Annotated in this window: 20 protein-coding genes and 1 pseudogene; 14 read left to right on the forward strand and 7 right to left on the reverse strand. The window is 71.3% G+C overall.

Features of this window, described 5'->3' with window-relative positions; all coding sequences use genetic code 11:
- Positions 1–114 precede the first annotated feature (114 nt).
- Entirely contained in the window at positions 115–1,203 is a 1,089-nt protein-coding gene (gene ychF / locus OG594_RS28405) for a redox-regulated ATPase YchF (protein ID WP_266604484.1), read from the forward strand.
- A 132-nt stretch (positions 1,204–1,335) separates the two neighbouring features.
- On the opposite strand, the gene OG594_RS28410 is transcribed toward ychF, so the two are convergent.
- Entirely contained in the window at positions 1,336–1,599 is a 264-nt protein-coding gene (locus OG594_RS28410; protein WP_266604486.1) for a type II toxin-antitoxin system RelE/ParE family toxin, read from the reverse strand.
- Positions 1,592–1,861: a type II toxin-antitoxin system Phd/YefM family antitoxin gene (locus OG594_RS28415; RefSeq protein WP_199892717.1), complete on the reverse strand. Its 270-nt coding sequence runs from the start codon at positions 1,859–1,861 to the stop codon at positions 1,592–1,594. Before OG594_RS28415 ends, OG594_RS28410 begins: the two co-directional genes overlap by 8 nt.
- Positions 1,862–2,222: 361 nt before the next feature.
- Between OG594_RS28415 and OG594_RS28420 the strand changes: the two genes are divergently transcribed.
- Genes OG594_RS28420 through OG594_RS28430 form a run of 3 tightly spaced genes read left to right on the forward strand, consistent with a single transcriptional unit; the run spans position 2,223 to position 3,168 of the window.
- A complete protein-coding gene (locus OG594_RS28420) occupies positions 2,223–2,465 on the forward strand; it encodes a hypothetical protein (RefSeq protein WP_266604491.1) in 243 nt (80 codons plus the stop codon).
- A gap of 38 nt (positions 2,466–2,503) precedes the next feature.
- Positions 2,504–2,755 carry a type II toxin-antitoxin system VapB family antitoxin gene (locus OG594_RS28425; RefSeq protein WP_125543856.1) on the forward strand — a complete coding sequence of 84 codons (252 nt, stop codon included), beginning with the start codon at positions 2,504–2,506 and terminating at the stop codon, positions 2,753–2,755.
- Positions 2,752–3,168: a PIN domain nuclease gene (locus OG594_RS28430; RefSeq protein ID WP_266604496.1), complete on the forward strand. Its 417-nt coding sequence runs from the start codon at positions 2,752–2,754 to the stop codon at positions 3,166–3,168. Before OG594_RS28425 ends, OG594_RS28430 begins: the two co-directional genes overlap by 4 nt.
- 204 nt (positions 3,169–3,372) lie before the next feature.
- Here OG594_RS28430 and OG594_RS28435 read toward each other — a convergent pair.
- From OG594_RS28435 to OG594_RS28445, 3 genes and pseudogenes are all read right to left on the reverse strand, one after another.
- Positions 3,373–3,642, reverse strand: a pseudogene (locus OG594_RS28435) (DUF6000 family protein); the annotation flags it as partial.
- A 3-nt stretch (positions 3,643–3,645) separates the two neighbouring features.
- On the reverse strand, positions 3,646–4,377 hold the full coding sequence (locus OG594_RS28440) for a HEAT repeat domain-containing protein (protein ID WP_266604498.1): 732 nt from the start codon (positions 4,375–4,377) through the stop codon (positions 3,646–3,648).
- On the reverse strand, positions 4,374–4,763 hold the full coding sequence (locus tag OG594_RS28445; RefSeq protein WP_266604500.1) for a CPCC family cysteine-rich protein: 390 nt from the start codon (positions 4,761–4,763) through the stop codon (positions 4,374–4,376). Before OG594_RS28445 ends, OG594_RS28440 begins: the two co-directional genes overlap by 4 nt.
- 281 nt (positions 4,764–5,044) lie before the next feature.
- Here OG594_RS28445 and OG594_RS28450 point away from each other — a divergent pair, with 281 nt between their 5' ends.
- Positions 5,045–5,749: a Crp/Fnr family transcriptional regulator gene (locus OG594_RS28450; protein ID WP_266604502.1), complete on the forward strand. Its 705-nt coding sequence runs from the start codon at positions 5,045–5,047 to the stop codon at positions 5,747–5,749.
- Here OG594_RS28450 and OG594_RS28455 read toward each other — a convergent pair.
- The gene (locus OG594_RS28455; protein WP_266604504.1) at positions 5,729–6,268 is read right to left on the reverse strand and encodes a Pycsar system effector family protein; all 540 of its coding nucleotides are present in this window, start codon (positions 6,266–6,268) and stop codon (positions 5,729–5,731) included. The two genes, OG594_RS28450 and OG594_RS28455, sit on opposite strands and share 21 nt — an antisense overlap.
- A 287-nt stretch (positions 6,269–6,555) precedes the next feature.
- On the opposite strand from OG594_RS28455, the gene OG594_RS28460 reads away from it, so the two are divergent.
- The 7 genes from OG594_RS28460 to OG594_RS28490 all read left to right on the forward strand — a co-directional run bounded on the left by OG594_RS28460 (position 6,556) and on the right by OG594_RS28490 (position 16,338).
- Positions 6,556–7,125, forward strand: a complete 570-nt coding sequence (locus OG594_RS28460) for a hypothetical protein (protein WP_266604506.1) — start codon at positions 6,556–6,558, stop codon at positions 7,123–7,125.
- Positions 7,126–7,612: 487 nt separating this feature from the next.
- Positions 7,613–9,871 (forward strand): hypothetical protein, encoded by a 2,259-nt coding sequence (locus OG594_RS28465; protein ID WP_266604508.1) that lies wholly within the window; start codon positions 7,613–7,615, stop codon positions 9,869–9,871.
- On the forward strand, positions 9,868–11,610 hold the full coding sequence (locus OG594_RS28470) for a hypothetical protein (RefSeq protein ID WP_266604510.1): 1,743 nt from the start codon (positions 9,868–9,870) through the stop codon (positions 11,608–11,610). The genes OG594_RS28465 and OG594_RS28470 overlap by 4 nt, the downstream gene beginning before the upstream one ends.
- The gene (locus OG594_RS28475; RefSeq protein ID WP_266604512.1) at positions 11,600–12,964 is read left to right on the forward strand and encodes a DUF4407 domain-containing protein; all 1,365 of its coding nucleotides are present in this window, start codon (positions 11,600–11,602) and stop codon (positions 12,962–12,964) included. Before OG594_RS28470 ends, OG594_RS28475 begins: the two co-directional genes overlap by 11 nt.
- A gap of 141 nt (positions 12,965–13,105) precedes the next feature.
- On the forward strand, positions 13,106–15,304 hold the full coding sequence (locus OG594_RS28480) for a DEAD/DEAH box helicase (protein WP_266604514.1): 2,199 nt from the start codon (positions 13,106–13,108) through the stop codon (positions 15,302–15,304).
- Between the two features lie 81 nt (positions 15,305–15,385).
- A complete protein-coding gene (locus OG594_RS28485) occupies positions 15,386–15,766 on the forward strand; it encodes a PadR family transcriptional regulator (protein ID WP_266604516.1) in 381 nt (126 codons plus the stop codon).
- A complete protein-coding gene (locus OG594_RS28490; protein WP_266604518.1) occupies positions 15,763–16,338 on the forward strand; it encodes a hypothetical protein in 576 nt (191 codons plus the stop codon). Before OG594_RS28485 ends, OG594_RS28490 begins: the two co-directional genes overlap by 4 nt.
- A gap of 110 nt (positions 16,339–16,448) precedes the next feature.
- Here OG594_RS28490 and OG594_RS28495 read toward each other — a convergent pair whose 3' ends face one another.
- Entirely contained in the window at positions 16,449–17,495 is a 1,047-nt protein-coding gene (locus OG594_RS28495) for an SMP-30/gluconolactonase/LRE family protein (protein ID WP_266604520.1), read from the reverse strand.
- 79 nt (positions 17,496–17,574) lie between these two features.
- On the opposite strand from OG594_RS28495, the gene OG594_RS28500 reads away from it, so the two are divergent.
- Both OG594_RS28500 and OG594_RS28505 read left to right on the forward strand, forming a co-directional pair.
- On the forward strand, positions 17,575–18,012 hold the full coding sequence (locus OG594_RS28500; RefSeq protein WP_266604522.1) for a MarR family winged helix-turn-helix transcriptional regulator: 438 nt from the start codon (positions 17,575–17,577) through the stop codon (positions 18,010–18,012).
- Between the two features lie 380 nt (positions 18,013–18,392).
- A complete protein-coding gene (locus tag OG594_RS28505; protein ID WP_266606608.1) occupies positions 18,393–19,403 on the forward strand; it encodes an esterase family protein in 1,011 nt (336 codons plus the stop codon).
- Positions 19,404–19,526 lie beyond the last annotated feature (123 nt).

Here is a 19,526-nt window from a genome sequence, read left to right on the forward strand (position 1 = left end):
CGGGTCGGATCGGGCCCCGGACACGCGTACATCCACCGCCACTCATCGGAAAGTAAACTGTCCGGTGGCCCACTCCCGGGCCGCCGCCCCCTCCAGCTACGGGAAGTCGCCAACGTGTCGCTCACGATCGGAATCGTCGGCCTGCCGAATGTCGGCAAGTCGACCCTGTTCAACGCCCTGACCAAGAACGACGTGCTGGCGGCCAACTACCCGTTCGCCACCATCGAGCCGAACGTCGGCGTCGTCGGTGTCCCGGACCAGCGTCTGGCCGTCCTCGCGGGCATCTTCGGATCGCAGCGCGTCCTCCCGGCGACGGTCGACTTCGTCGACATCGCGGGCATCGTGCGCGGCGCCTCGGAGGGTGAGGGCCTGGGCAACAAGTTCCTGGCGAACATCCGCGAGTCGGACGCCATCTGCCAGGTCATCCGCGCCTTCAAGGACGAGAACGTCGTCCACGTCGACGGCAAGGTCTCGCCGAAGGACGACATCGAGACGATCAACACCGAGCTGATCCTCGCCGACCTGCAGTCGATCGAGAAGGCCGAACCGCGCCTGACGAAGGAGTCCCGCCTCCAGAAGGAGAAGGTCGCGGTCCTCGCGGCCGTCGTCGAGGCCAAGAAGATCCTCGAAGCGGGCGACACGCTCTTCTCCAAGGGCATCACCAAGGGCACGGAGCAGGGCGACCTCCTCCACGAGCTCCACCTGCTCACGACGAAGCCCTTCCTCTACGTCTTCAACGTGGACGAGGACGAGCTGACGGACGACGCCTTCAAGGCGGAGCAGAGCGCGCTCGTCGCCCCGGCCGAGGCGATCTTCCTCAACGCCAAGCTGGAGCAGGACCTCTCCGAGCTGGACGACGAGGAGGCCCTGGAGCTCCTCCAGTCGGTCGGCCAGGACGAGCCCGGCCTCGCCACCCTCGGCCGCGTCGGCTTCGACACGCTGGGCCTGCAGACGTACCTGACGGCCGGCCCGAAGGAAACCCGCGCCTGGACGATCAAGAAGGGCGCCACGGCCCCCGAGGCGGCCGGCGTGATCCACACCGACTTCCAGCGCGGCTTCATCAAGGCCGAGGTCATCTCCTTCGCGGACCTGGTCGACTGCGGCTCGGTAGCCGAGGCCCGCGCCAAGGGCAAGGCCCGCATGGAGGGCAAGGACTACGTCATGCAGGACGGCGACGTGGTCGAGTTCCGCTTCAACGTGTGACGCATCACGTAGCGCCACGTCGCTGATCCGGCAACGTGCAGTTCAGAAGGGGTCGACTCCTCCGGGAGTCGGCCCCTTCTTCGTCACCGTGCTGGATGGGCGCTGGATATTCTGACGCCGGGTCAGCCGGCATCAGGTGTCGTAGACGGTGGAGCGGTGTCCGACGTGCACGACCCACACCACCAGCTCTCCGTTGTCGATCGTGTAGACGACGCGGTAGTCGCCGACCCGTAGGCGACGGCGGTCGGGCTGTGACACGAGTGCGATGGTGTCGAAACCGAGGGGATCGCTCTCCAGCTCGGTCAGCTTGGCCAGGATGCGCAGCGCCATATCGCGAGGGATCTTCCGAAGTTCGGCCTGCGCCTCTGGGCGGAAGACGGTTCGGTACTCACTCACTGCGCGCCAGCGTCTCCCTCATGATGTCCTCGATCGGGATGCCGGGTGCTGGGTTGGCCATGCGCTCGTCGATGATCCGATTGATCTCGCGCTCTTCCCATTCCTGGTACTTGCGCAGTACCTCGATGGAGACGACGGCGGCGACTTCCTTGCCCCGGCGCGTGATCACCGTGGGTACGTCGTCGCGATCGGCGCGCTCCACGACCTCGGCGAGGTGAGCACGCACATCGCGGATGGACTCAATGGGCAGCGGCCGCGTCATGCGCCCAAGGGTACCGAGTGTCCCATGTGTACACAACGCGTCGCGGGTGGCCGGCGTTCGTCGCGCTCGTGCGTGCTGGATGTTGGGATTGCGCTGGGACGTGGATGGGCCTGCACTTCGGTGAGCGGCTGAACCGTGGGACGGTGGCTGCTGGTTCTGGCGAAGTGATCGGCACTGCTAGACGATTCTCGTGAGAGCACAGCAAGGCGATCCCGGTCGACATCTCATCACGTGGGCGACGGGCAGCTGAGGGGCATCGGCGCCGCCGGCACGGGTGCGAAGAAGGATCCGAAGTACGTCACCGGACTTCCAAGCCGCCGTTACGGAGGCGGTCGCAGACAACCAGGACGCCCACAACGCGATGGCCGACTACTTCTTCACCGACGGGCCGGCCATCAACTCGATCATCATCGCTCTCGCGGACGCCTTCTACGAAGCAGCAGTCGATCAGCAGGTGGACGCTTGGCTCGGAGTCTCAAGGAGGCGCCGAGCCGCAAGTCGAACGGTCCGGCTGGTGGTCTACCGGCCGGGGCGTGTCACCGCCCGCAGCAGGGCGTCCCCGGCACACCTCAGCATTTTGATGTCATTTTCGCGACTCGATTGATATCGTTGTTGGGTCGTCGGGCTGTGAAGGGGTAACTGATGGCCAGGACTGTGATCGATCTGGACGAAGAGATCGTCGAGCAGGCGATGCGGGTGTATGGCGTGAAGACCAAGGCCGCCGCAGTGCGGGCGGCCATGGAGGAGGGGGTGAAGCTACGGCTGCGCCGGGAGCTGTTCGACGCCATGGATGACGGTGAGTTCGAGGATGTGTTCGCGGAGATCCGCTCGCAGACGGGGCCGCGGAATCCGGACGGCTCCCTGAAGCGCGAAGGTGGAGCCTCGGCAGCGTGAAGGGGCGCTACCTGATCGACAAGTCCGCGCTGGCCCGCCTGGGCAAACCGGCGGTGCGGGCGCGGCTGGAAGCGCTGGACCGCGATGGGCTTCTGGCGGTGTGCGCTCCGACCGAGTACGAGGTTCTGTACTCGGCGCGCGGCAGGCCCGAGGCGCTACGGCTGCGCACCCTGCTTCGTGGGTTCGACTACCTGCCCTGCAACGACGAAGAGTTCGAGCGGGCGCTCGAGATCCAGGCCCTGGCCCTGAACGCCGGCTTTCACCGGGCGCTGTCGCTGGCCGACGTCCTCATCGCGGCAATCGCCGAGCGACATCGGGCCACGGTCCTGCACTACGACGGCGACTTCGACATGATCGCTTCGGTGAGTGGTCTGCAAGCCGAGTGGGTCGTGGAGCCAGGCACGGCCGATTGAGTCGGAAACGCGCACCGGAGCTCGCAGGCGTTGTGTAGCGTCCTTGGCGTCGGATCTTCTTGTACTTTGTCGAAAATCCCGTGCTGGGATGGCGCTGGGATGTGCCCACATATTCGCAGGTCAGAGTCGTTGTGGTGGAGTTCCGCTTCAACGTTTCGTACTTTCGGCGAAGGGTCGTCTGACCTGCGACGGAGTGGCTCCCGCGTGTGTGCCGAAGTGGGCCAGGGCGAAGCAGTAGGCGCCGCCGGAGTAGCAGACCTCGCTGGCCAGGAGCAGGTCGCCGATGCGCTCGCGGAACGATTCCAGTTCGGCGTCGGTGATGGTGGTGGCGTCGGCGATCGGGTGCCGGGCGAAGCGTTTGGCGTGCGGTCACCCCGGCCGCAGGACGCGTGCGCCGTTCCTTTCGAGGTGGCGCGGGTGGTCCGAGTCCTTCCTCGTGCCGTGGCCGGTCGTCTCGGGGTGTTGGAACGACATCGGTCATCTCTCCGGGTCCAGGTCGCTACGGTCGATCCAGGTGGGAGCGACGAAGACGTTGTCGTCGACGGGGGCTTCGGAGGCTTCCAGCAGGGACCAGGTGCGGGACTCTTCGACGAGATGCTCCCAGGGGGCGGTCCAGTCGAGTTCCCAGTCCAGGGCGGTGCCGCAGACGTCGTACGAGCGGCCGGCGTCCACCCGCCAGAACGGGGAGTAGAGGATCACCTGGGCGTGGTCGGCCAGGTCGTCGATGAGCGCGGTGAAGTGGGCCGAAGGCCAGCCGGGGCCGTCATCCGCAGTGGTGGCTCGTAGGCGCGCGGTGAGCGGGGGGACGACGGGGGTGCGGGCGCCGAGTTCGGTGAGGGCCCAACGGATGCCGACGGGCTCGGTCCAGTCCGGTGGGGTCGCCCGTTCCAGGCAGGCGCGGTAGGCGCGGCGCAGGGGCTCCACGGCATCGTCGATCTCCAGGTTCGCCAGGGCGATCGCCGCCCATTCCCTGACGGTGGGCTCGTCGTCGTCCAGGAGGGCGATCAGGGTGGGGCCGCAGCGGGGATCCGCGACCGCTTCGAAGACTTCGATGGCGGTCAGTCGGCCGAAGCGGCCCAGGGCGGGCAGTCCATCGGTGATCGGGAGGGTCGCGTCACGGCCGATGCCGATCAGCCGCGCGCGAGCGCCGTACGAGGCGTCGTCGTCACCGTCGAGCCGTTGGACGAGGGCCTCGATGGGGGAGGTCATGGTGCTGCCGGGTGGTCGCGGCGCCAGAAGGTGGGGAGCCACCAGATGAGGACCGAGCGGTCGTCGGGCCACGGGGTGTGTTCGTCCGCGTCCCAGTCCTCGAAGGAGTCGCGCGTCAGGTCGATGGGGCGCCACGCGGGATCGAGCGGCTCGTCCTCGGCCGGAGGGCGGACGTACTGACGTCCGTGCTGGTCGCAGGCGCCGAAGTCCTGGTAGTTGAGCTGGGCCTCGATCAGGGAGATCCTGTTCGCTCCGCCGGACATGGTCGGCCAGCGGAACTGGACCCCGTCGTCCTCCCAGAAGCAGACGGGGCAGATCTCGTAGGAGCCGGGCATGGCGTCGAGCACGCGTTGCCCGCAGCAGGGACAGGGGTAGGAGCCGCTCACCTGCGCAGTCTCGTTGCAGGTCCCGCCGTCGTGCCATGGATTTCTCTGCCTCGGCGTACCCGACCAGTCCGCAGTCAGTCCGCAGTCAGTCCGTAGGCATTCCGCTTCAAGGTCTGGGTGGATGCAATGGCGCTTCCCTGAGGTGGCCTTCCGGGCGCGGGCGGGTGCATTCGGCGGGGGAGGGCCTAGCCTGGGCGGGCGCGGGACGTGGGTGCGGCGGGCGGAGGGTGGACGTGGGGCCGGGGGAGCAGTGGGAATGGCCGGGTCGGAGCCTGCTCGGGGTGTTGTCCGCCCCCGCGCGGGCGGAATTGCTCGGGCTGGGTTCGGAGTTGACGCTCGGCTCCGGCGGCGTGCTGCTCACCGAGGGCGCCACCGATCGGCATCTGTACGTGATCCTCAGGGGGTTCGCCAAGGTCACCGCGACCGTCGAGAACGGGCAGGAGTCGCTGCTCGCCGTTCGGGTCGGCGGGGACAGCGTGGGCGAGATGGCCGCCCTCGACGGTGCGCCGCGGTCGGCCGGGGTGGTGGCCTGCGGGCCGTTGCGGGCGCGGGTGATCGGGCCCGGGGCCCTGCATGGGCTCATGCTGCGGCGGCCCGAGGTCGCGATGGCGCTGACCCGGATCGTGGCCGACCGGCTGCGCTGGGCCAACCGGCGGCGGCTGGAGTTCCGCGGGTATCCGGTCAAGGTGCGCCTCGCGCGGCTGCTGGTGGAGCTCGCCGTGGCGTACGGGCGGCCCGAGGCGGGTGGTGGCCATGTGATCGGCTTCCAGCTCACCCAGCCCGAACTCGCCGCGCTCACCGGCGCCGCGGAGACCACCGTGCACAAGGGGCTGCGCGAGCTGCGGGACGAGGGGCTGCTCGGCACCGGATACCGGACGACCACCGTGCACGACCTGGCCCGGCTCGCCCGGGTGGCCGAACTCGCCGAGCCCGTGGCGCCGCCCGCCCCGCGCCGGCCCCCGGGGTCAGCCGAGCAGGGGTCGTAACAGCAGGCACAGGCCGGCGGTGGTGCCCATCACCGCGGTGCACACCACGGCGGCGGTGACGCAGCGGTACTTCCGCAGGGCCACGGCGGAGAGGAAGCGGATCATCGCGTGCAGCTGCCGCTCGTCCTCGGCGGTGGTGGTGGACGGCGACGGGTCCGAGGCGGCGGCCAGTCGCACGAAGCTGTAGTCGTTGGGGCCGGTGGGCCGCCAGATGCGCGGCCGGAGGGCCAGCGCGAGCGAGGCCGCGCCGCCGAAGAGGCCGCAGGCGAAGAGCACCAGCAGCACCCCCGCCAGGGCGCCGAGCAGGCCGCCGCGCCGCCAGCCGTCGAGCGCCGCCTCGCTCCACGAGCCCGCCGTCCCCACGAGTGCCGCCTGTACGGCGGAGAGGATGCCGGCCTTGGCGTCGGCGTGCTGGTGCGTCGTCTGCAGGACGGTCAGCATCGTGCGCGGGGCGGGGCCGGGCGCGTCCTCGGCGGAGGCGGGCGCCGCCGTGCGTGCGGTGGGCGGGGTGGATGTCACGGAACCTCCAACGCGACTCGGATGGACTTCCATTGAGCCGCCCGCGCGCTGAGCGGACCAGGCACTTCTACGGGATCGGGCGACTACGCCGGATCCCGTATTTCCACGGGGTGCGAGTAGCTGGTTCCGGTGTACGACTGGCAGGGTGACCGGCGCTCCACGGGGGGTGGGCACTGGTCCGGGAGCGGCATGCCGCATCGCCCTGCATCTCGTAACTTCCTTGGTTCGCGAGTGAGTTGGAGGTGCGGCATGCTGTCCTTCCCGATGGCGCGGACGAGGAGGACGGGATGTCCGTAGGTGCGATGGGTGTGTTCGACAGGCGGCTCCTGCTCGCCGTCGACGCGCGAGGTTACGGCAGCGCGGACACCGCGCGACAGCGCGAGATCCAGACGGTGTTGCCCCGGCTCCTCTCCGAGGCCGCCGAGGCCGCCGGGCTCGACCGGGCCTCCTGGGTACGGCAGGCAGGCGGGGATTCCGAGTTCGCCGTGCTGCCGGCCGGCTCCGACGAGCAGGCGCTCGTCGAGCCGTTCATGCGCCGCCTCGACGCAGGGCTGCGGGCCCACAACCGCGACCGGGTGCCCGGCGCGCGGGTCGCGCTGCGCGCTGCCGTGCACTTCGGTCCGGCGTCCGAGGCCCCCAACGGCTTCGTGGGCCCCGGCCCCGTCGAGGTGTCCCGGATCCTGGAGAGCGACCCCCTGCGCCGGGCCCTCGCCGCGGCCCCGGACGCCGCGCTCGCCGTCGCGCTGACCGCGCCGGTCTTCACCGAGCTCGTCGCCCAGGGGTACACCAACTTCCGGCCGGAGGAGTTCCGCGAGGTCGTCGTCGGGGTACGACGTCCACGCGCTGGACCTCGGTGACCCCGGCCCCACCTCCGGCCCCACCTCCGTCTCGGCCTCCAACTCAACCGCCGGATCTGATTCCGTTTCTGACTCCGCTTCTGGTTCCGGATCCGACACCAGCACTGTCTCTGAATCTAATAAGGGCCTTGGGCAGCCCTCCGGTTCGGATTCCGCTTCTACGGCGGCCGCCGCAGGCCGAGGCGACTCGGTCACCACCAACCTGTACGGAACCGCCATCAACGGGAACGTCGTCTTCGGCATCTCCAAGTGAGTTGAGCGGACGGGGAGACGGGGTGCACACGTGAGATCCACGGACCGACCCACGGAGAACCACGGAAACAGTGGGGAAGGAGACGGGGTGTCCGGCGAACCCCGGCAGTTAGCCGACGAGGCGACGAACGGCGCCGCCGATCCGCGCCCCGCCCCCGAGCCGCCAGCGAGCCCGACCCCGCCGGCGACCCCGACCCCGACCCCGTCCACACCCCCATCCCCGTCACCCGCACGAGTGAATTCCGAAACGGATTCCCGGGCGGACTCCAGGGCGGATTCCGGAGCCGATCCCGGTTCCTCCGAGGGCGACTACCGCGTCTACAACAACTTCTACGGCCCGCAGTACCACGGCCGCGCCCACTTCGGCATCGCCACCGCCGAGCGGCCCGGGCGGGCCCGCGCCACCGGCCTCCTCGACGGCGACGAGATCGACGCGCTGCTGCGCTCGTACATCCGCCCCGACTGCTTCGACGACGCGGCCGGCGAGCTGTCCCGTACCGGCATCGTCGTCCTGACCGGCCCCCAGGGCACGGGCAAGCGCTCCGGTGCGGTCGCCCTGCTCCGGGAGACCGTCGGCCCCTCCGCCGACTACGTGGTGCTCTCGCCCGACATCGGCCTCGACCAGCTCGCGGAGCGGACCTTCGACGCGGGCGTCGGCTACGTCGTCCTCGACCGCACCGGAACCGCCGCCGCTGCGGGAGCCGCGGGAGCTGCCGGATCCGCCGGATCCGCCGCGACCCCCGCGGACGCCCCCGGACCGTCCTCCGACTTCGACTGGCGCCGCGTGCGCGACCAGCTGCGCCGCCACCGCGCCCATCTGGTGATCACCACCGTGCACGGCGTGGCCGGCCGCTCCCCCAAGGCCGTACGTCATCTGGCGTGGCGGCCCCCGGCCCTGGACAAGGTGGTACGGGCCCGGCTGGTCCAGGCCCGCGTCCCGCAGGAGGTGGTCGACCGCGCCGTGGCCGGCATCCCGCCCGGCTGCCCCATCGCGGTCGTCGCCGACGCGGCCCAGCGGATCGCGGCCGGCGCCGACCCCGACCAGGCGTGGAAGGAGCACAGCGGCAGCGCCCCGCAGGCGGTCCAGGAGTGGTTCGGCGCCGAGGAGGAGCGGAGCCTGCGCGAGATCGCCGAGGTCACCACCCTCGCCTTCGCCCCCGGCATCGGACGGCGCGCCTTCGAATCGCTCCAGGACCTCCTCGAACGGCTCCTCGGACCGGTCTACTTCACACCGGAAGCCGCGTACGGGACCGCGTACGGGACCGCGTCCGGGGCCGGGACCGGGGCCGGGGCCGGGGCCGCCGCCGACGGTGCGGCAGCCCCCGACGCCACGGGGCAGGCGGCCGCCCCCGAAGGCACCGACCCGCAGCAGCGCCGCCGCGCCCGCCCCGTGGACCGGCGCCGCTCGCTCTCCCGCAACGCCCTGATCACCACCGAGATGCAGGTCTACGGCGCGACCACCCGTGAGGTCATGGTCTTCGCCGACTCCGAGCTGCGCCGCTGGGTGCTACAGGCGCTGTGGCGCGATCACCCCACCGAATACTGGGACGCGGTCCGCCACTGGCTGGACGCGCTCGTCGACGCCGACCCCGACCCCGCCCTCCAGCTCTCCATCGCCTCCGGACTCACACTGCTCGGGCACATCGCCTTCGACGAGGTCGTGCAGAGCTACCTCGACCCGTGGGCGCGCGGGGAGAGCGGCGAGATCGGGCAGACCCTCGCGGTGTACGTGCTCTGGTACATGTGCCTGGAGGAGACCCAGGCGGCCGCCGCGCTCACCCTGGCCCGCACTTGGGCCCAGTCCCTCCACCCCACCCTGCGGGGCACCGCGCTGATCGCCTTCAGCGGCCAGCTCGGCGTCACCTTCCCCACCGACGCGGTGAAGTGGCTCTGGGCGGTGCTGCGCACCAGCGCCCTCGAAAAGCGGGAGGAACGCGAACACGGGCTGCGGGCCTGGGCGCAGCTGTTCCTGACGCTCGTCGACTGCCAGGAGGACGCCGGCATCGTGCTCGACGCCCTGGCGCACCGGATCAGGAAGGAACGGCGCACCCGGTCCGCCGCCTACTCGGCGACCGGCCTGCTCGTCCTCGAGACCACCCTCTGGATCTTCACCGCCACCGAGCGGCTCTCGGGCCGCCCCGCCGTCGCACGCTACGTCGCCGACCGGCCCGAGGAGGCCGACGTCGTCGCCGAGTTGTGGGCGGCGGTCCTCTGCTACCGGCCGCTGCGCCGCAGCGCCCTGTCCGCGCTGCTCGGCGCGGTCCGCGGCCTGCACGCCGTTACCTCCGACCCCACCGCTGCGGCCGCGCGACTCGGTCACGCCCTCGCCGCCGCGCTTCCGCAGGTCGAGCACCCCTTGCTGACGAGCGAGCTGGGCCGACTCGCGGTCTCCCGTCCCACCCGCACCACTGGTCCCACCCGCGCCACTGGTCCCGACTGCGTCGCGGCCCTGCTCGGCGCCTTGAACCGTGTGAAGGACACCGAACCACGATGACCACGATCCGCAGGACCTATCCCCTGGTCGAGGAGCGGGTGTTGGCACCCGCACCCCGCACCGGTCGCCGCTTCTGGAACCAACCGACCCGCTCGCACGACGAACTGCCCCGCGTCTCCGCCCACCAGGTCCTCGTCTACCGCACCGGGGACCAGTACCTCACCGACCACGGCGTCCGCGGGCCCGGCGACGAGACCGTCCTGAACGCCGGCTCGGTCACCGTCGTCGACTGCCGTACCGCCGTGCCGGTCACGGTCGGCACCGACGTACCGTCCGCCGAGACCGACGGCTTCACCGTCCAGGTCGCCTTCCACTGCACGGTCACCGACCCCGTGGCCGTCGTCCGCGAGGGCGTCGTCGACGTGGAGTCCCGGCTGCTCGGCTACCTCCGGGCGCTGCCCGGACTCACCGACGTCACCCAGGAATGGCCGCTCGAAGCGGGCAAGGAGGTGTCCCGGAGGCTGACCGCGCGCCTGATCTCGTACCTGGAGATGGAACCTCCGCGGATCGCCGGGCTCTCCGTCGGCGACCCGTACCTGACGGTGCTCACCCCGCAGGAGTTCGCCGACCAGCAGCGCCGCGCCGACGAGGAGCGGCGCGAACGCGAGCACGACCGCGTGAAGGAGGCGGTGCGCCGCGAGCGCGAGCAGATGGAGCACGAGCGCGAGAAGGAACGCAAGGCGATGGAAGCCGAGCGCAAGTCGCTCGAAATGCGGCACCAGCAGGAACTGGAAGACCTCAAGCGGTCCTACGCCCAGCGGACCGACGCCGAGGACCAGCACTACACCCACAACCTCAAGCGCAAGGACTTCGAGTTCGAGCGCACGGAGGCGCTCAAGGACCTCGAAGACTTCGGCACCGACCCCGCCAACACCGACGTCCTCGCCCAGCGCCGGGGCGAGATCGGGTACTCCGAGCTGTCCGAGCGGCAGCGCGAGAGCGACCGGGTGCGGCGCGAGCGGCAGCGCGAGGACGAGGAGCGCCACTGGGAGAACGCCGAACGGCGGCGCCACGCAGAGCGGGAGGACCTCCGCTACAGCCTGGAGCGCGAGGACCGCCACCGCGAGGTCGACCGCCAGGACCAGCGCGCCGCGCTCGACGCCGCCCGGGAGGAGCAGCGCGAGCAGCGGGCCGCGGACCGCGACGACCGGCTGCGGAAGCGTGCCGAGCAGCGCGAGGACGTGCTGGCCGACCGGGCCGAGCGGCGGCACCGGGCCGACCGGCGCGACAACGTCAACCAGGAACTGGGCCGCCAGATGATCAACCGCGGCCTCCTCGACAACGCGCCGCTCGACGCGCGTGCCTTCGTCGAGCGGCTCAGCACCGGACAGGGCCTCCTCGACCAGGATCCCCCCGCCGCCGCGCAGGTGGCCGGAGCCGCCGACACCCCGCAGCTGAAGGAGGGCACCGGCACGTCGTCCCGGGACCGTTCCGACGAGCGCCGCGGACGGTCCTACGGCCAGGAGGATCCGTACGGGAAGGGGGAGTACGGACGGGAGAACGGTCCGCGCGACGCCCGGCACGAAGACCCGTACGGGGACGACCGGTACGGGAACGACCGTTACGGCGAAGACCGTTACGGCGACGGGGGCGAGCGCTCCGACCGGTCCTCCCGCGCCGGCGGCACGGACCAGGACCGCGACGGAGCGGGCGACGGCGACGGCGCCCGCTCCGCGCGCCGACCCCTGATCGCCGACGACGACCTCGGTGAAGCGGGGAGGGAGGAGCGTGGCCGCTGACACCCCCGTACGCCCGCCCGACGAGGAGTACGACGCGTGGGCGGCCGAGCCCCGGCCCGCCCACCGCGCCCACCGCGCCCGGGGAGGCCGCAGCGGCAGCCCCGCCGCGCTCCTGCGCCGTCTGATCGGCATCCGCGAGGAGATCCTCGACCGCGAGAGCGCCGAGCGCGCCCGCTACACGTGGTACGGGGCCATCGTGCTCAACACCGCGCTGCTCGGCGGCGCCTCCATGGCCATGGCGATCTGCACGATCCGAGAGGGCACGCCGGTCGCGGTGGCCGTCGTGGTCGGCCTGGTGTGGGCGTGGATCGTGCTGGCCCTGGACAGCTGGCTGGTCTCCAGCACCCACGGCTACACCGGCGGTCGGGCGGTCCGCATGCTGGTGCCCCGGCTGTTCCTCTCCGTGGTGCTCGGGCTCACCATCGCCGAGCCGCTGTTGTTTCAGATCTTCGACCGGGAGATACGTCAGGAGATGGCGGTCAGCAGGGAGCGCGACCTCGCCGACTTCCGCGGCGACCTCACCGCCTGCAATCCCCTCGACGGCCAGGACACGACGGACCGCGACGAGTGCGGCGACTTCCATCTGACGGTGCCGGGAGCGCCGGCCTCGATCAAGGAGGACATCGCCGACAACACCGCGGCCACCGCCCGCCTCGACGGCCAGATCAAGACCTACAACGACACCCTCGGCGGGAAGCTGGAGACCGAGCGCCGCGAGTGCGCCAAGGACCGCTGGATCCGGCGCGGCAGCGGCTGGGACACCACCGAGACCTGTGAGCGCGCCCGCGCGGACACCGGCGCGTACAAGGACACGAGCAAGGTCGCCGAGTACGAGGCGAAGCGCGCCGAGCTCGTCGGCAAGGCCAACCTCCTGTCCGAGCAGTTGATCACGACCGGCACCGCCTACCGCACGGACGTCAAGGAGGCGATCGACGACAAGGTCGCCGAGAGGCAGAAGTCGCAAGCGCACGACGGGCTGCTGATGCGCGCCGACGCGCTGTCCACCGTGGCGTGGTCCGACGGTTTCGCGCTCTTCATGATGTTCCTGCTGCACGCCGTGCTGTTGCTGGTCGACGCCATGCCGGTGCTCGCCAAGCTGATGAGCGGCCCGTCCGAGTACGACCGCAGGCTCGGTGAGCGGCGCGAGGCCAACAAGCGCATCCACCTGGAGGACCAGGAGGCGCAGCGCCGGGTCGACGCCATCGACCACGAGGTCCGGCAGTACGCGGCCGAGGTGTGGGCCGAGGAGGACAAGGCCCGGCTGGGGCACGACCACTACAAGGCGCGCACCGAGCACGCCCGCATGGTCCGCGAGGAGCTCGACGCCCGCACCGCCCGGCTCCTGGGCGAGTGACGCCCGACGGTGACCGGTCACCCCGTCCGCCCCGGCGGTCGCGGTGACCGGTCACCGTCGCGTCCGGCCGGGACCGGCTCGTCCAACGTGGCGGGACGGCGGTGGGAGGATGCGGGAAACGGAGAGAGAGGCCGGGGCCGGATGGGGCGCAGGGAGCGGGAGGCGGTCGCCGGAGGAGAGCGGCTGTACGCGGCCGCGCAGGCGGTGGTCGGTGACCACCGGCAGGCCGTCGACGCGGTTCGGGAGGCCCTGAAGCCGATCCGCGACGCGGCGGCGGAGCAGGCTCTGGAAGCCATCCCCGTGGCCCGGCTGAAGGAGGTCACCGAGGGTCGCCTCAGACTCGGGGAGGTCGAGCGGAGCGGGCTGCGTTCGGTCGGGCAGGTGCTCGACGCCGGGTCGTACCGGCTGCGCCAGATTCCCGGTGTGGGGCAGCGGACCGCCGATCAGGTCATCGCGGCGGCCCGCCAGATCTCCGAAGCCGTGCGCGAGACCATCGCCGTCCACATCGACGTGGAGCGGCCGGAGCCCCGGACCACCGCGCTCGTCACGGCCCTGCACGTCCTGGTGGAGGCGGGCCCCGACGCGCAGCGCGCCCTCGACGCGGCCGCGGAGCTCGCGGAACGGCTCGGCCCGCTGCTCGCCGAGGCCAAGCCGGCCGCCGGGCGGCTGCGGATGCTGCTGGCGGGGCGGGCCAAGCGGGAGCGGGCGCTCGGCGCCGTCGCCGAGGTCCGCGGCCTGACCGAGGAGGCGGTGCAGGGGGCGGTGCCCGAGCTGCTCGCGCAGGCTTCGGTGGACCTGCTGCGCGGTCCTTCGACCGAGGTGGCGGCCTGGGTCGACTTCGAGCTGCGGTCCGCCGAGTACTACGGCCTCCTCGCGGAGATCGACGGCAGTAGTCCCGACGCGGCCGCCGTCGAAGGGTTCCTGCCCGACGAGGTCGCCGAGCGGGTCCGCCGCCAGCTGCTCGACGACACGCACCGCAGGGTGTCGCTCCGCGGTTACCAGTCCTTCGGGGCGCGGTTCGCCCTGGCGCAGCGCAAGGTGATCCTCGGGGACGAGATGGGGCTCGGGAAGACCATCCAGGCCATCGCCGTCCTGTCCCACCTCGCTGCCGAAGGCCAGAGCCACTTCGTGGTCGTCTGCCCGGCCAGCGTCCTGATCAACTGGACGCGTGAGATCGAGGCCCGCAGCACGTTGCGCGTGATGTGCCTGCACGGCCCGGACCGGTTGGAGGCCTTCGCCGACTGGAAGGGCCGGGGCGGGGTGGCGGTGACCACCTTCGACGCCTTGCGCGGGTTTCCCGCGCCCGGAGGCGGCGAGATCGGGATGTTGGTCGTGGACGAGGCGCACTACGTGAAGAACCCGAAGACCCGGCGGGCCCAGGCCGTGACCGAATGGTCCGGGCGCTGCGACCGGGTCCTGTTCATGACCGGGACGCCGATGGAGAACCGGGTCGCCGAGTTCCGCAGCCTGGTGAACATCCTCCGGCCCGACCTGGCCGCGGCCGGTGACCGGGACGGCGTGGCCGGCTCCAAGGCCTTCCGCAAGGCCGTCGCCCCGGTCTATCTGCGCCGCAACCAGCAGGACGTCCTGACCGAACTGCCCGCGCTCCAGCACACGGACGAGTGGGAGGAGTTGAGCGCCTCCGACGAGTCCGCCTACCGCGAGGCGGTGCGCTCCGGCAACTTCATGGCGATGCGCAGGGCGGCGTACGCGCACCCCGAGAGGTCGGCGAAGCTGAACCGGCTGCGCGAGATCGTCGAGGACGCCGCCGAGAACGGGCTGAAGGTGGTCGTGTTCTCCAACTTCCGGCAGGTGCTGGGGGTGGTGAAGGACTCCCTGGAGGCGGCGCCGGGTCCCGTCGGCGGCCGGGTGTTCGGTCCGCTCTCGGGGAGCGTGCCGCCCGCCCGCCGCCAGCAGGTGGTGGACGAGTTCGCCGCCGCGCCGGGGCACGCGGTGCTGGTGGCGCAGATCGAGGCGGCGGGAGTGGGGCTCAACGTGCAGGCCGCCTCCGTCGTGATCATCTGCGAGCCCCAGGTCAAGCCGACCGTCGAGAACCAGGCGGTGGCGCGGGCCCACCGGATGGGGCAGGTGCGTCCGGTCCGGGTGCACCGGCTGCTCGCCACGCGCGGAGTGGACGAGCGGATGGTGCGGATGCTGAAGAACAAGAGCCGCCTGTTCGACGCGTACGCACGGCGCAGTGCCGTCGCCGAGTCCACGCCGGACGCGGTCGACGTGTCGGACGTCGCGATGGCCCGCCAGATCGTCGAGGAGGAGCAGGCGCGGCTGGGCACGGTCGGTCGGCTGGGCACGGTCGGCCGGCAGGGCGTCGGACCGGCGTGAGCGGGCGAGATTGTCTTGCGGTGCAAGGAAATCGGGCGATTGTCTTGCGGTGCAAGGGAATCGGTGACTATCTTGTACCGCATGACAAAGGAGCCGAACGCGACCGCCGACCAACGGCGCAGCCAGCTCCTGCGCGGAGTGCTTGACCTCTGCCTGCTGTCCCTCATCGCCGAACGGCCCAGGTACGGCTTCGAGTTCGCCGAGGCGCTCGCCGATCACGGGCTCGACCTCGTCAGCGAAGGCAGCATCTATCCGCTGCTCGCACGGATGGAACGGGCGGGGCTCATCTCCTCGTACCGTGCCCCGTCCCCCAGCGGCGGCGCCCCGCGCAAGTACTACCGACCGACCGAGGCCGGGCACGCCGAGCTGACCGGGGGGCGGGCCGACTGGCAGGCCTTCGCCGGGCCCGTCGGTCGGATCCTGAGCGCCGGTACGCACTCCACGGGGGAAGCCACACCATGACCAACGAGCAGATACTCGCGGCCTGCCGCAGCAACTGGGAGTACCGCGGCGTCGGCGAAGCCGCCGCGCGGGAGATGCTCGACGAGCTCTCCGCGCACCTGGAGGACGCGGAGGCCGCCGGTCGCACCGCGCAGGACGTCGTCGGTCCGGACGTACGGGCCTTCGCCGCGGCCTGGGCGCGCGAGCGCGCCCCGTTCGCCCAGCGGGCCCTGCGCACGACGGCCATCGCCTGCTTCATCCTCGGTATCCTGCCGGTCTTCTCGCACCTGATCCGGTGGACCGCCCACCTGGCCGTGACCGCCGACTACCTCGCCTTCTGGGCGGCCATCGGCTCGATCACGGTCGCCTGGGAGCTGCGACGGGGCAGCATGCCCATGCACCAGCACTGGCTGCTCTCCTTCGCCGTCGGTCTGCCCGTGATGGTCCTCACCAAGTGGCTGACCGGAGACGGGGTGCTGTTCACGCTCCCGCTGTGGGTCGCGACGTTGCTGCTGCTGCCCGGGCTGCCGTACGCGTTCGCCGACGTGCGGGCCCGCCGGAAGGCCAAGGGCGGCGCAACCCAGCCGTGCTGACGACGGTGTGACGGTACGTCCGAGCCCGCGGCCGTTCCGCGCACCCATCCACCGGGGCCGCGGCCATAGCCATCGCGACCGCCGGCACGCTCACGCCGTATCGCCGCCGGTCACAGGCCGCGGACCGCAGCGACCGTGAACGTGGTGGGGGTGCCCGAGTCCGGGGACATGGGGCCGCCCTGGTCGAACTGGGAGCGGACCACGAGCGTGCGGCCCGGGGTGTGCGCGAGGGTCGTGGGGATCTGTAGGGACGGGTCCGTGATCGTGCGGGTCAGGCGGGCGCGGGTGCCGTCCGCGCAGACCTGCCAGCGGGTCAGCGTGTTGGTGACGTTGTGCGCCACGCGCAGGGTGCCGTCGGGGGAGAGGTCGAGGCCGTCGGCGGCCTTCAGGTCGCCGCCGTCGAGGTCGACGCGGCGGACGGCGCCGGTGCGCAGGTCCACGCGGTAGAGGTCGCCCTCCGGCATGTCGACGGTGAGGAGGTAGCGGCCGGTCCGGTCGGCGACGATGCCGTTGAGGCTGAAGCCGCCCGCCGGCCGGGGGCGCAGGGCCGCGGAGAGGTCGTAGGCCTCGGTCAGGGTGCCGCTCCCGGCGGCCAGCTGCTCGGGGGTCACCCGGTAGATCACGCCGCGGATGCTGTCCGTGAGGTAGGCCGTGCCGTCCGGGGTGAGGGCCAGGTCGTTGACGAAGCGGGCGGGGGTTCCGGCGCCCCGAGCCACCTCGAAATGGGCCAGGCGGGCCCCGCTGGTGGTGTCGTAGACCGCCACGCCCGCGGTGGAGTCGGTGACCCACAGGCGGCCGAGCGCGTCGACGCGCAGACCGTTCGCCGTGCGGCGGCCGTCGGTGCCGGAGGGCAGGAACACCTCGGCCTCGGGCCGGCCGGGGCGGGCCCGGTAGACGGTGCCGTCCGCGTACGAGCCGACGTAGACGGTGTGGGTGCGGGGATCGGTGGCGATGCCCTCCGGATAGACCTTCCCACCGGGCAGGGCGAAGGCCGTGGATATCCGGGCGTCGCCCGCCGGGGCGTGCGCCTGCGCCGGGGCCGCTCCCAGCGTGAGGGTCACGGCCACGGCGGCCGCCAGGGCCGCGGTCGCGGCGGGGGCCAGGGCAGGAGTCAGGGCGGCGGGCAGGGCGGCGAGAAGGAACGACTTCGTCTTCACGTGTGTCCTCTAGTGAGTAGGTGAAGGCGAATGTATGTTAGAGCTCTAATGCTTGCAAGGCTGGTCGTAAGATGCGGACATGACCTCCATGGCCCCCGAGGAGCGGATCGGCTCTCACCTCAAGCGTGCTGAGCAGGCGCTCCTCGCGGCGAAGAACACGGCGTGCAAGCCGGCCGCAGTAACGGTTCCGCAGTACGCCGCGCTGCTGTGGCTGGCCGAGAAGCCCGGCCTTTCGGCCGCTGCGCTCGCCCGCCTGTGCGGGGTGACGCCGCCGACCATGAACACCGTGCTGAAGAACCTCCAGGAGCGCGGGCTCATCGAGCGGACCCCGCACGAATGGCACCGCAACGTGCTGGAGACCCGGCTCACGGACGAGGGGCGTGCGGCGATGGAGCTGGCGGACTCCGGCGCGGTGCGGGTGGAGCGAGCGCTCGCCGCCGCATTCACCCGCGAGGAGCGGGAGCTGCTGATCCAGCTGCTCGGGCGGTGCGCGGAGGCGCTCGAAGCCCAGCGCTGAGACGGCCGGCCGACCGGGATCCCCGGCAGGATTTTGCTCCGTCTTGGAACTGTGCTGGGGTTCCGTACATCAGAACTAGGGGCGGCCCGACCGGCACGACGCCCCCTCGGGGATGCCCAGCCGTTCTGCCCTCGGGGGCAGCATGACCGTTCGGAGCGAAGTCCGTGCACCAGTACCCGCAGCGCCCGCGGCCTGATGAACAGCCGCACCAGGAGTACCCGCCCCAGGAGCAGTACCGGGGGCACCAGGACTTCCCCGGATACCCGGGCCCGGCGCAGCAGCACCAGCCGTACGGCGAGCAGCCCACCTCCCCCCGGCCCCCGGAGCCGAAGCGCTCCCGGCGCCGAATATGGATCGGCGCGGGGGTCGCCCTCGCGCTCCTGCTCGGCGGCGGCGGGTTCGCGTCCTGGAAGCTCGACTGGTTCTCCGGCAACGGCGAGGAGGTGAGCTTCGGGAAGAACACCCCGCCCCCGGCCACGGGCAAAGCGGACCCGAGCGCCCCGGCGACCGCCGCCACGCCCTCCGGCGACCCGGACGTCCTCATGCCGGCAGGCCCCAAGTCCGGCTTCAAGCAGACCACCAAGCTCGACGACGGCACGATCATCGCCAAGACCCGCCTCGCCGGCGCGAAGTCCGGCTTCGAGGGCGACGTATGGGTGTGGGCGCCCAAGGAGTACGACGACCCCAAGTACGCCAAGAGCGGCTTCCCGGTCCTCATCGCGCTCCCCGGCGGCAACGGCTTCCCGGACAACTACTGGTCCGACCGCAGCCTCGGCCTCCAGAAGGCCATCAGCGACGGCGCCAAGGCCGGCACCAGCCTGCCGTTCGTCGTGATCATGCCGGTGCTCAACCCGGACGCCAAGTACTACTACGACGGCTCCGACATCCCCGGCCAGGCCAAGATGGGCACGTGGATCGCCGAGGACGTACCGGACTTCGTCAAGGCCAACTTCCGTACCTACAAGTCCCGTGACGGCTGGGCCTTCATGGGCTCCTCCTCCGGCGCCTTCGTCGGCATGAAGACCGTCCTACAGCACCCGGACCGGTTCAAGGCCGTGATCGCCAGCGGCGGCGAGATCGTCCCGGACTCCCCGCTCTGGAAGGGCCACCAGGCCGAGATGGACGCGAACAACCCGGAGAAGCTCGCCCAGAAGCTGATCGACACCAAGGGTCCCGAGGTCTACATCAACTTCCAGATCGGCACCAAGGAGAGCGGGAAGGAGCGGATGACGAAGTTCCAGCAGCAGTACGGCAAGGGACCGGTCAAGATGACCATCCGCGACATCCAGAACGGCGAGCACAACGGCTGGCACTACGTCCGGGGCATGAAGGAAGGCTCCCTGGAGTGGGTCAGCAAGGTCCTGAAGGGGCCCAAGCCCGAAGCCGGCTGACCTGCCCGGCCGTGCCGGAGCCGCCCGTCCCGACCGGCCGCGTGGTGCTCGCCACGTCACCCCCGTCCCAGGCAACCCATCCCGTCGTTCATACCTCTGTAAAGGGTGTAAGGGGGACCGATC

This window comes from Streptomyces sp. NBC_01214 (assembly GCF_026340975.1).
Taxonomy (GTDB): Bacteria; Actinomycetota; Actinomycetes; order Streptomycetales; family Streptomycetaceae; genus Streptomyces.

Bases quoted from the DNA above. Each gene is read 5' to 3' on its own strand.
- OG594_RS28415 (WP_199892717.1), bottom strand. From the start codon at position 1,861: ATGACGCGGCCGCTGCCCATTGAGTCCATCCGCGATGTGCGTGCTCAC.
- OG594_RS28420 (WP_266604491.1), top strand. From the start codon at position 2,223: ATGGCCGACTACTTCTTCACCGACGGGCCGGCCATCAACTCGATCATC.
- OG594_RS28425 (WP_125543856.1), top strand. From the start codon at position 2,504: ATGGCCAGGACTGTGATCGATCTGGACGAAGAGATCGTCGAGCAGGCG.
- OG594_RS28440 (WP_266604498.1), bottom strand. From the start codon at position 4,377: ATGACCTCCCCCATCGAGGCCCTCGTCCAACGGCTCGACGGTGACGAC.
- OG594_RS28460 (WP_266604506.1), top strand. From the start codon at position 6,556: ATGTCCGTAGGTGCGATGGGTGTGTTCGACAGGCGGCTCCTGCTCGCC.
- OG594_RS28470 (WP_266604510.1), top strand. From the start codon at position 9,868: ATGACCACGATCCGCAGGACCTATCCCCTGGTCGAGGAGCGGGTGTTG.
- OG594_RS28480 (WP_266604514.1), top strand. From the start codon at position 13,106: ATGGGGCGCAGGGAGCGGGAGGCGGTCGCCGGAGGAGAGCGGCTGTAC.
- OG594_RS28485 (WP_266604516.1), top strand. From the start codon at position 15,386: ATGACAAAGGAGCCGAACGCGACCGCCGACCAACGGCGCAGCCAGCTC.
- OG594_RS28490 (WP_266604518.1), top strand. From the start codon at position 15,763: ATGACCAACGAGCAGATACTCGCGGCCTGCCGCAGCAACTGGGAGTAC.
- OG594_RS28500 (WP_266604522.1), top strand. From the start codon at position 17,575: ATGACCTCCATGGCCCCCGAGGAGCGGATCGGCTCTCACCTCAAGCGT.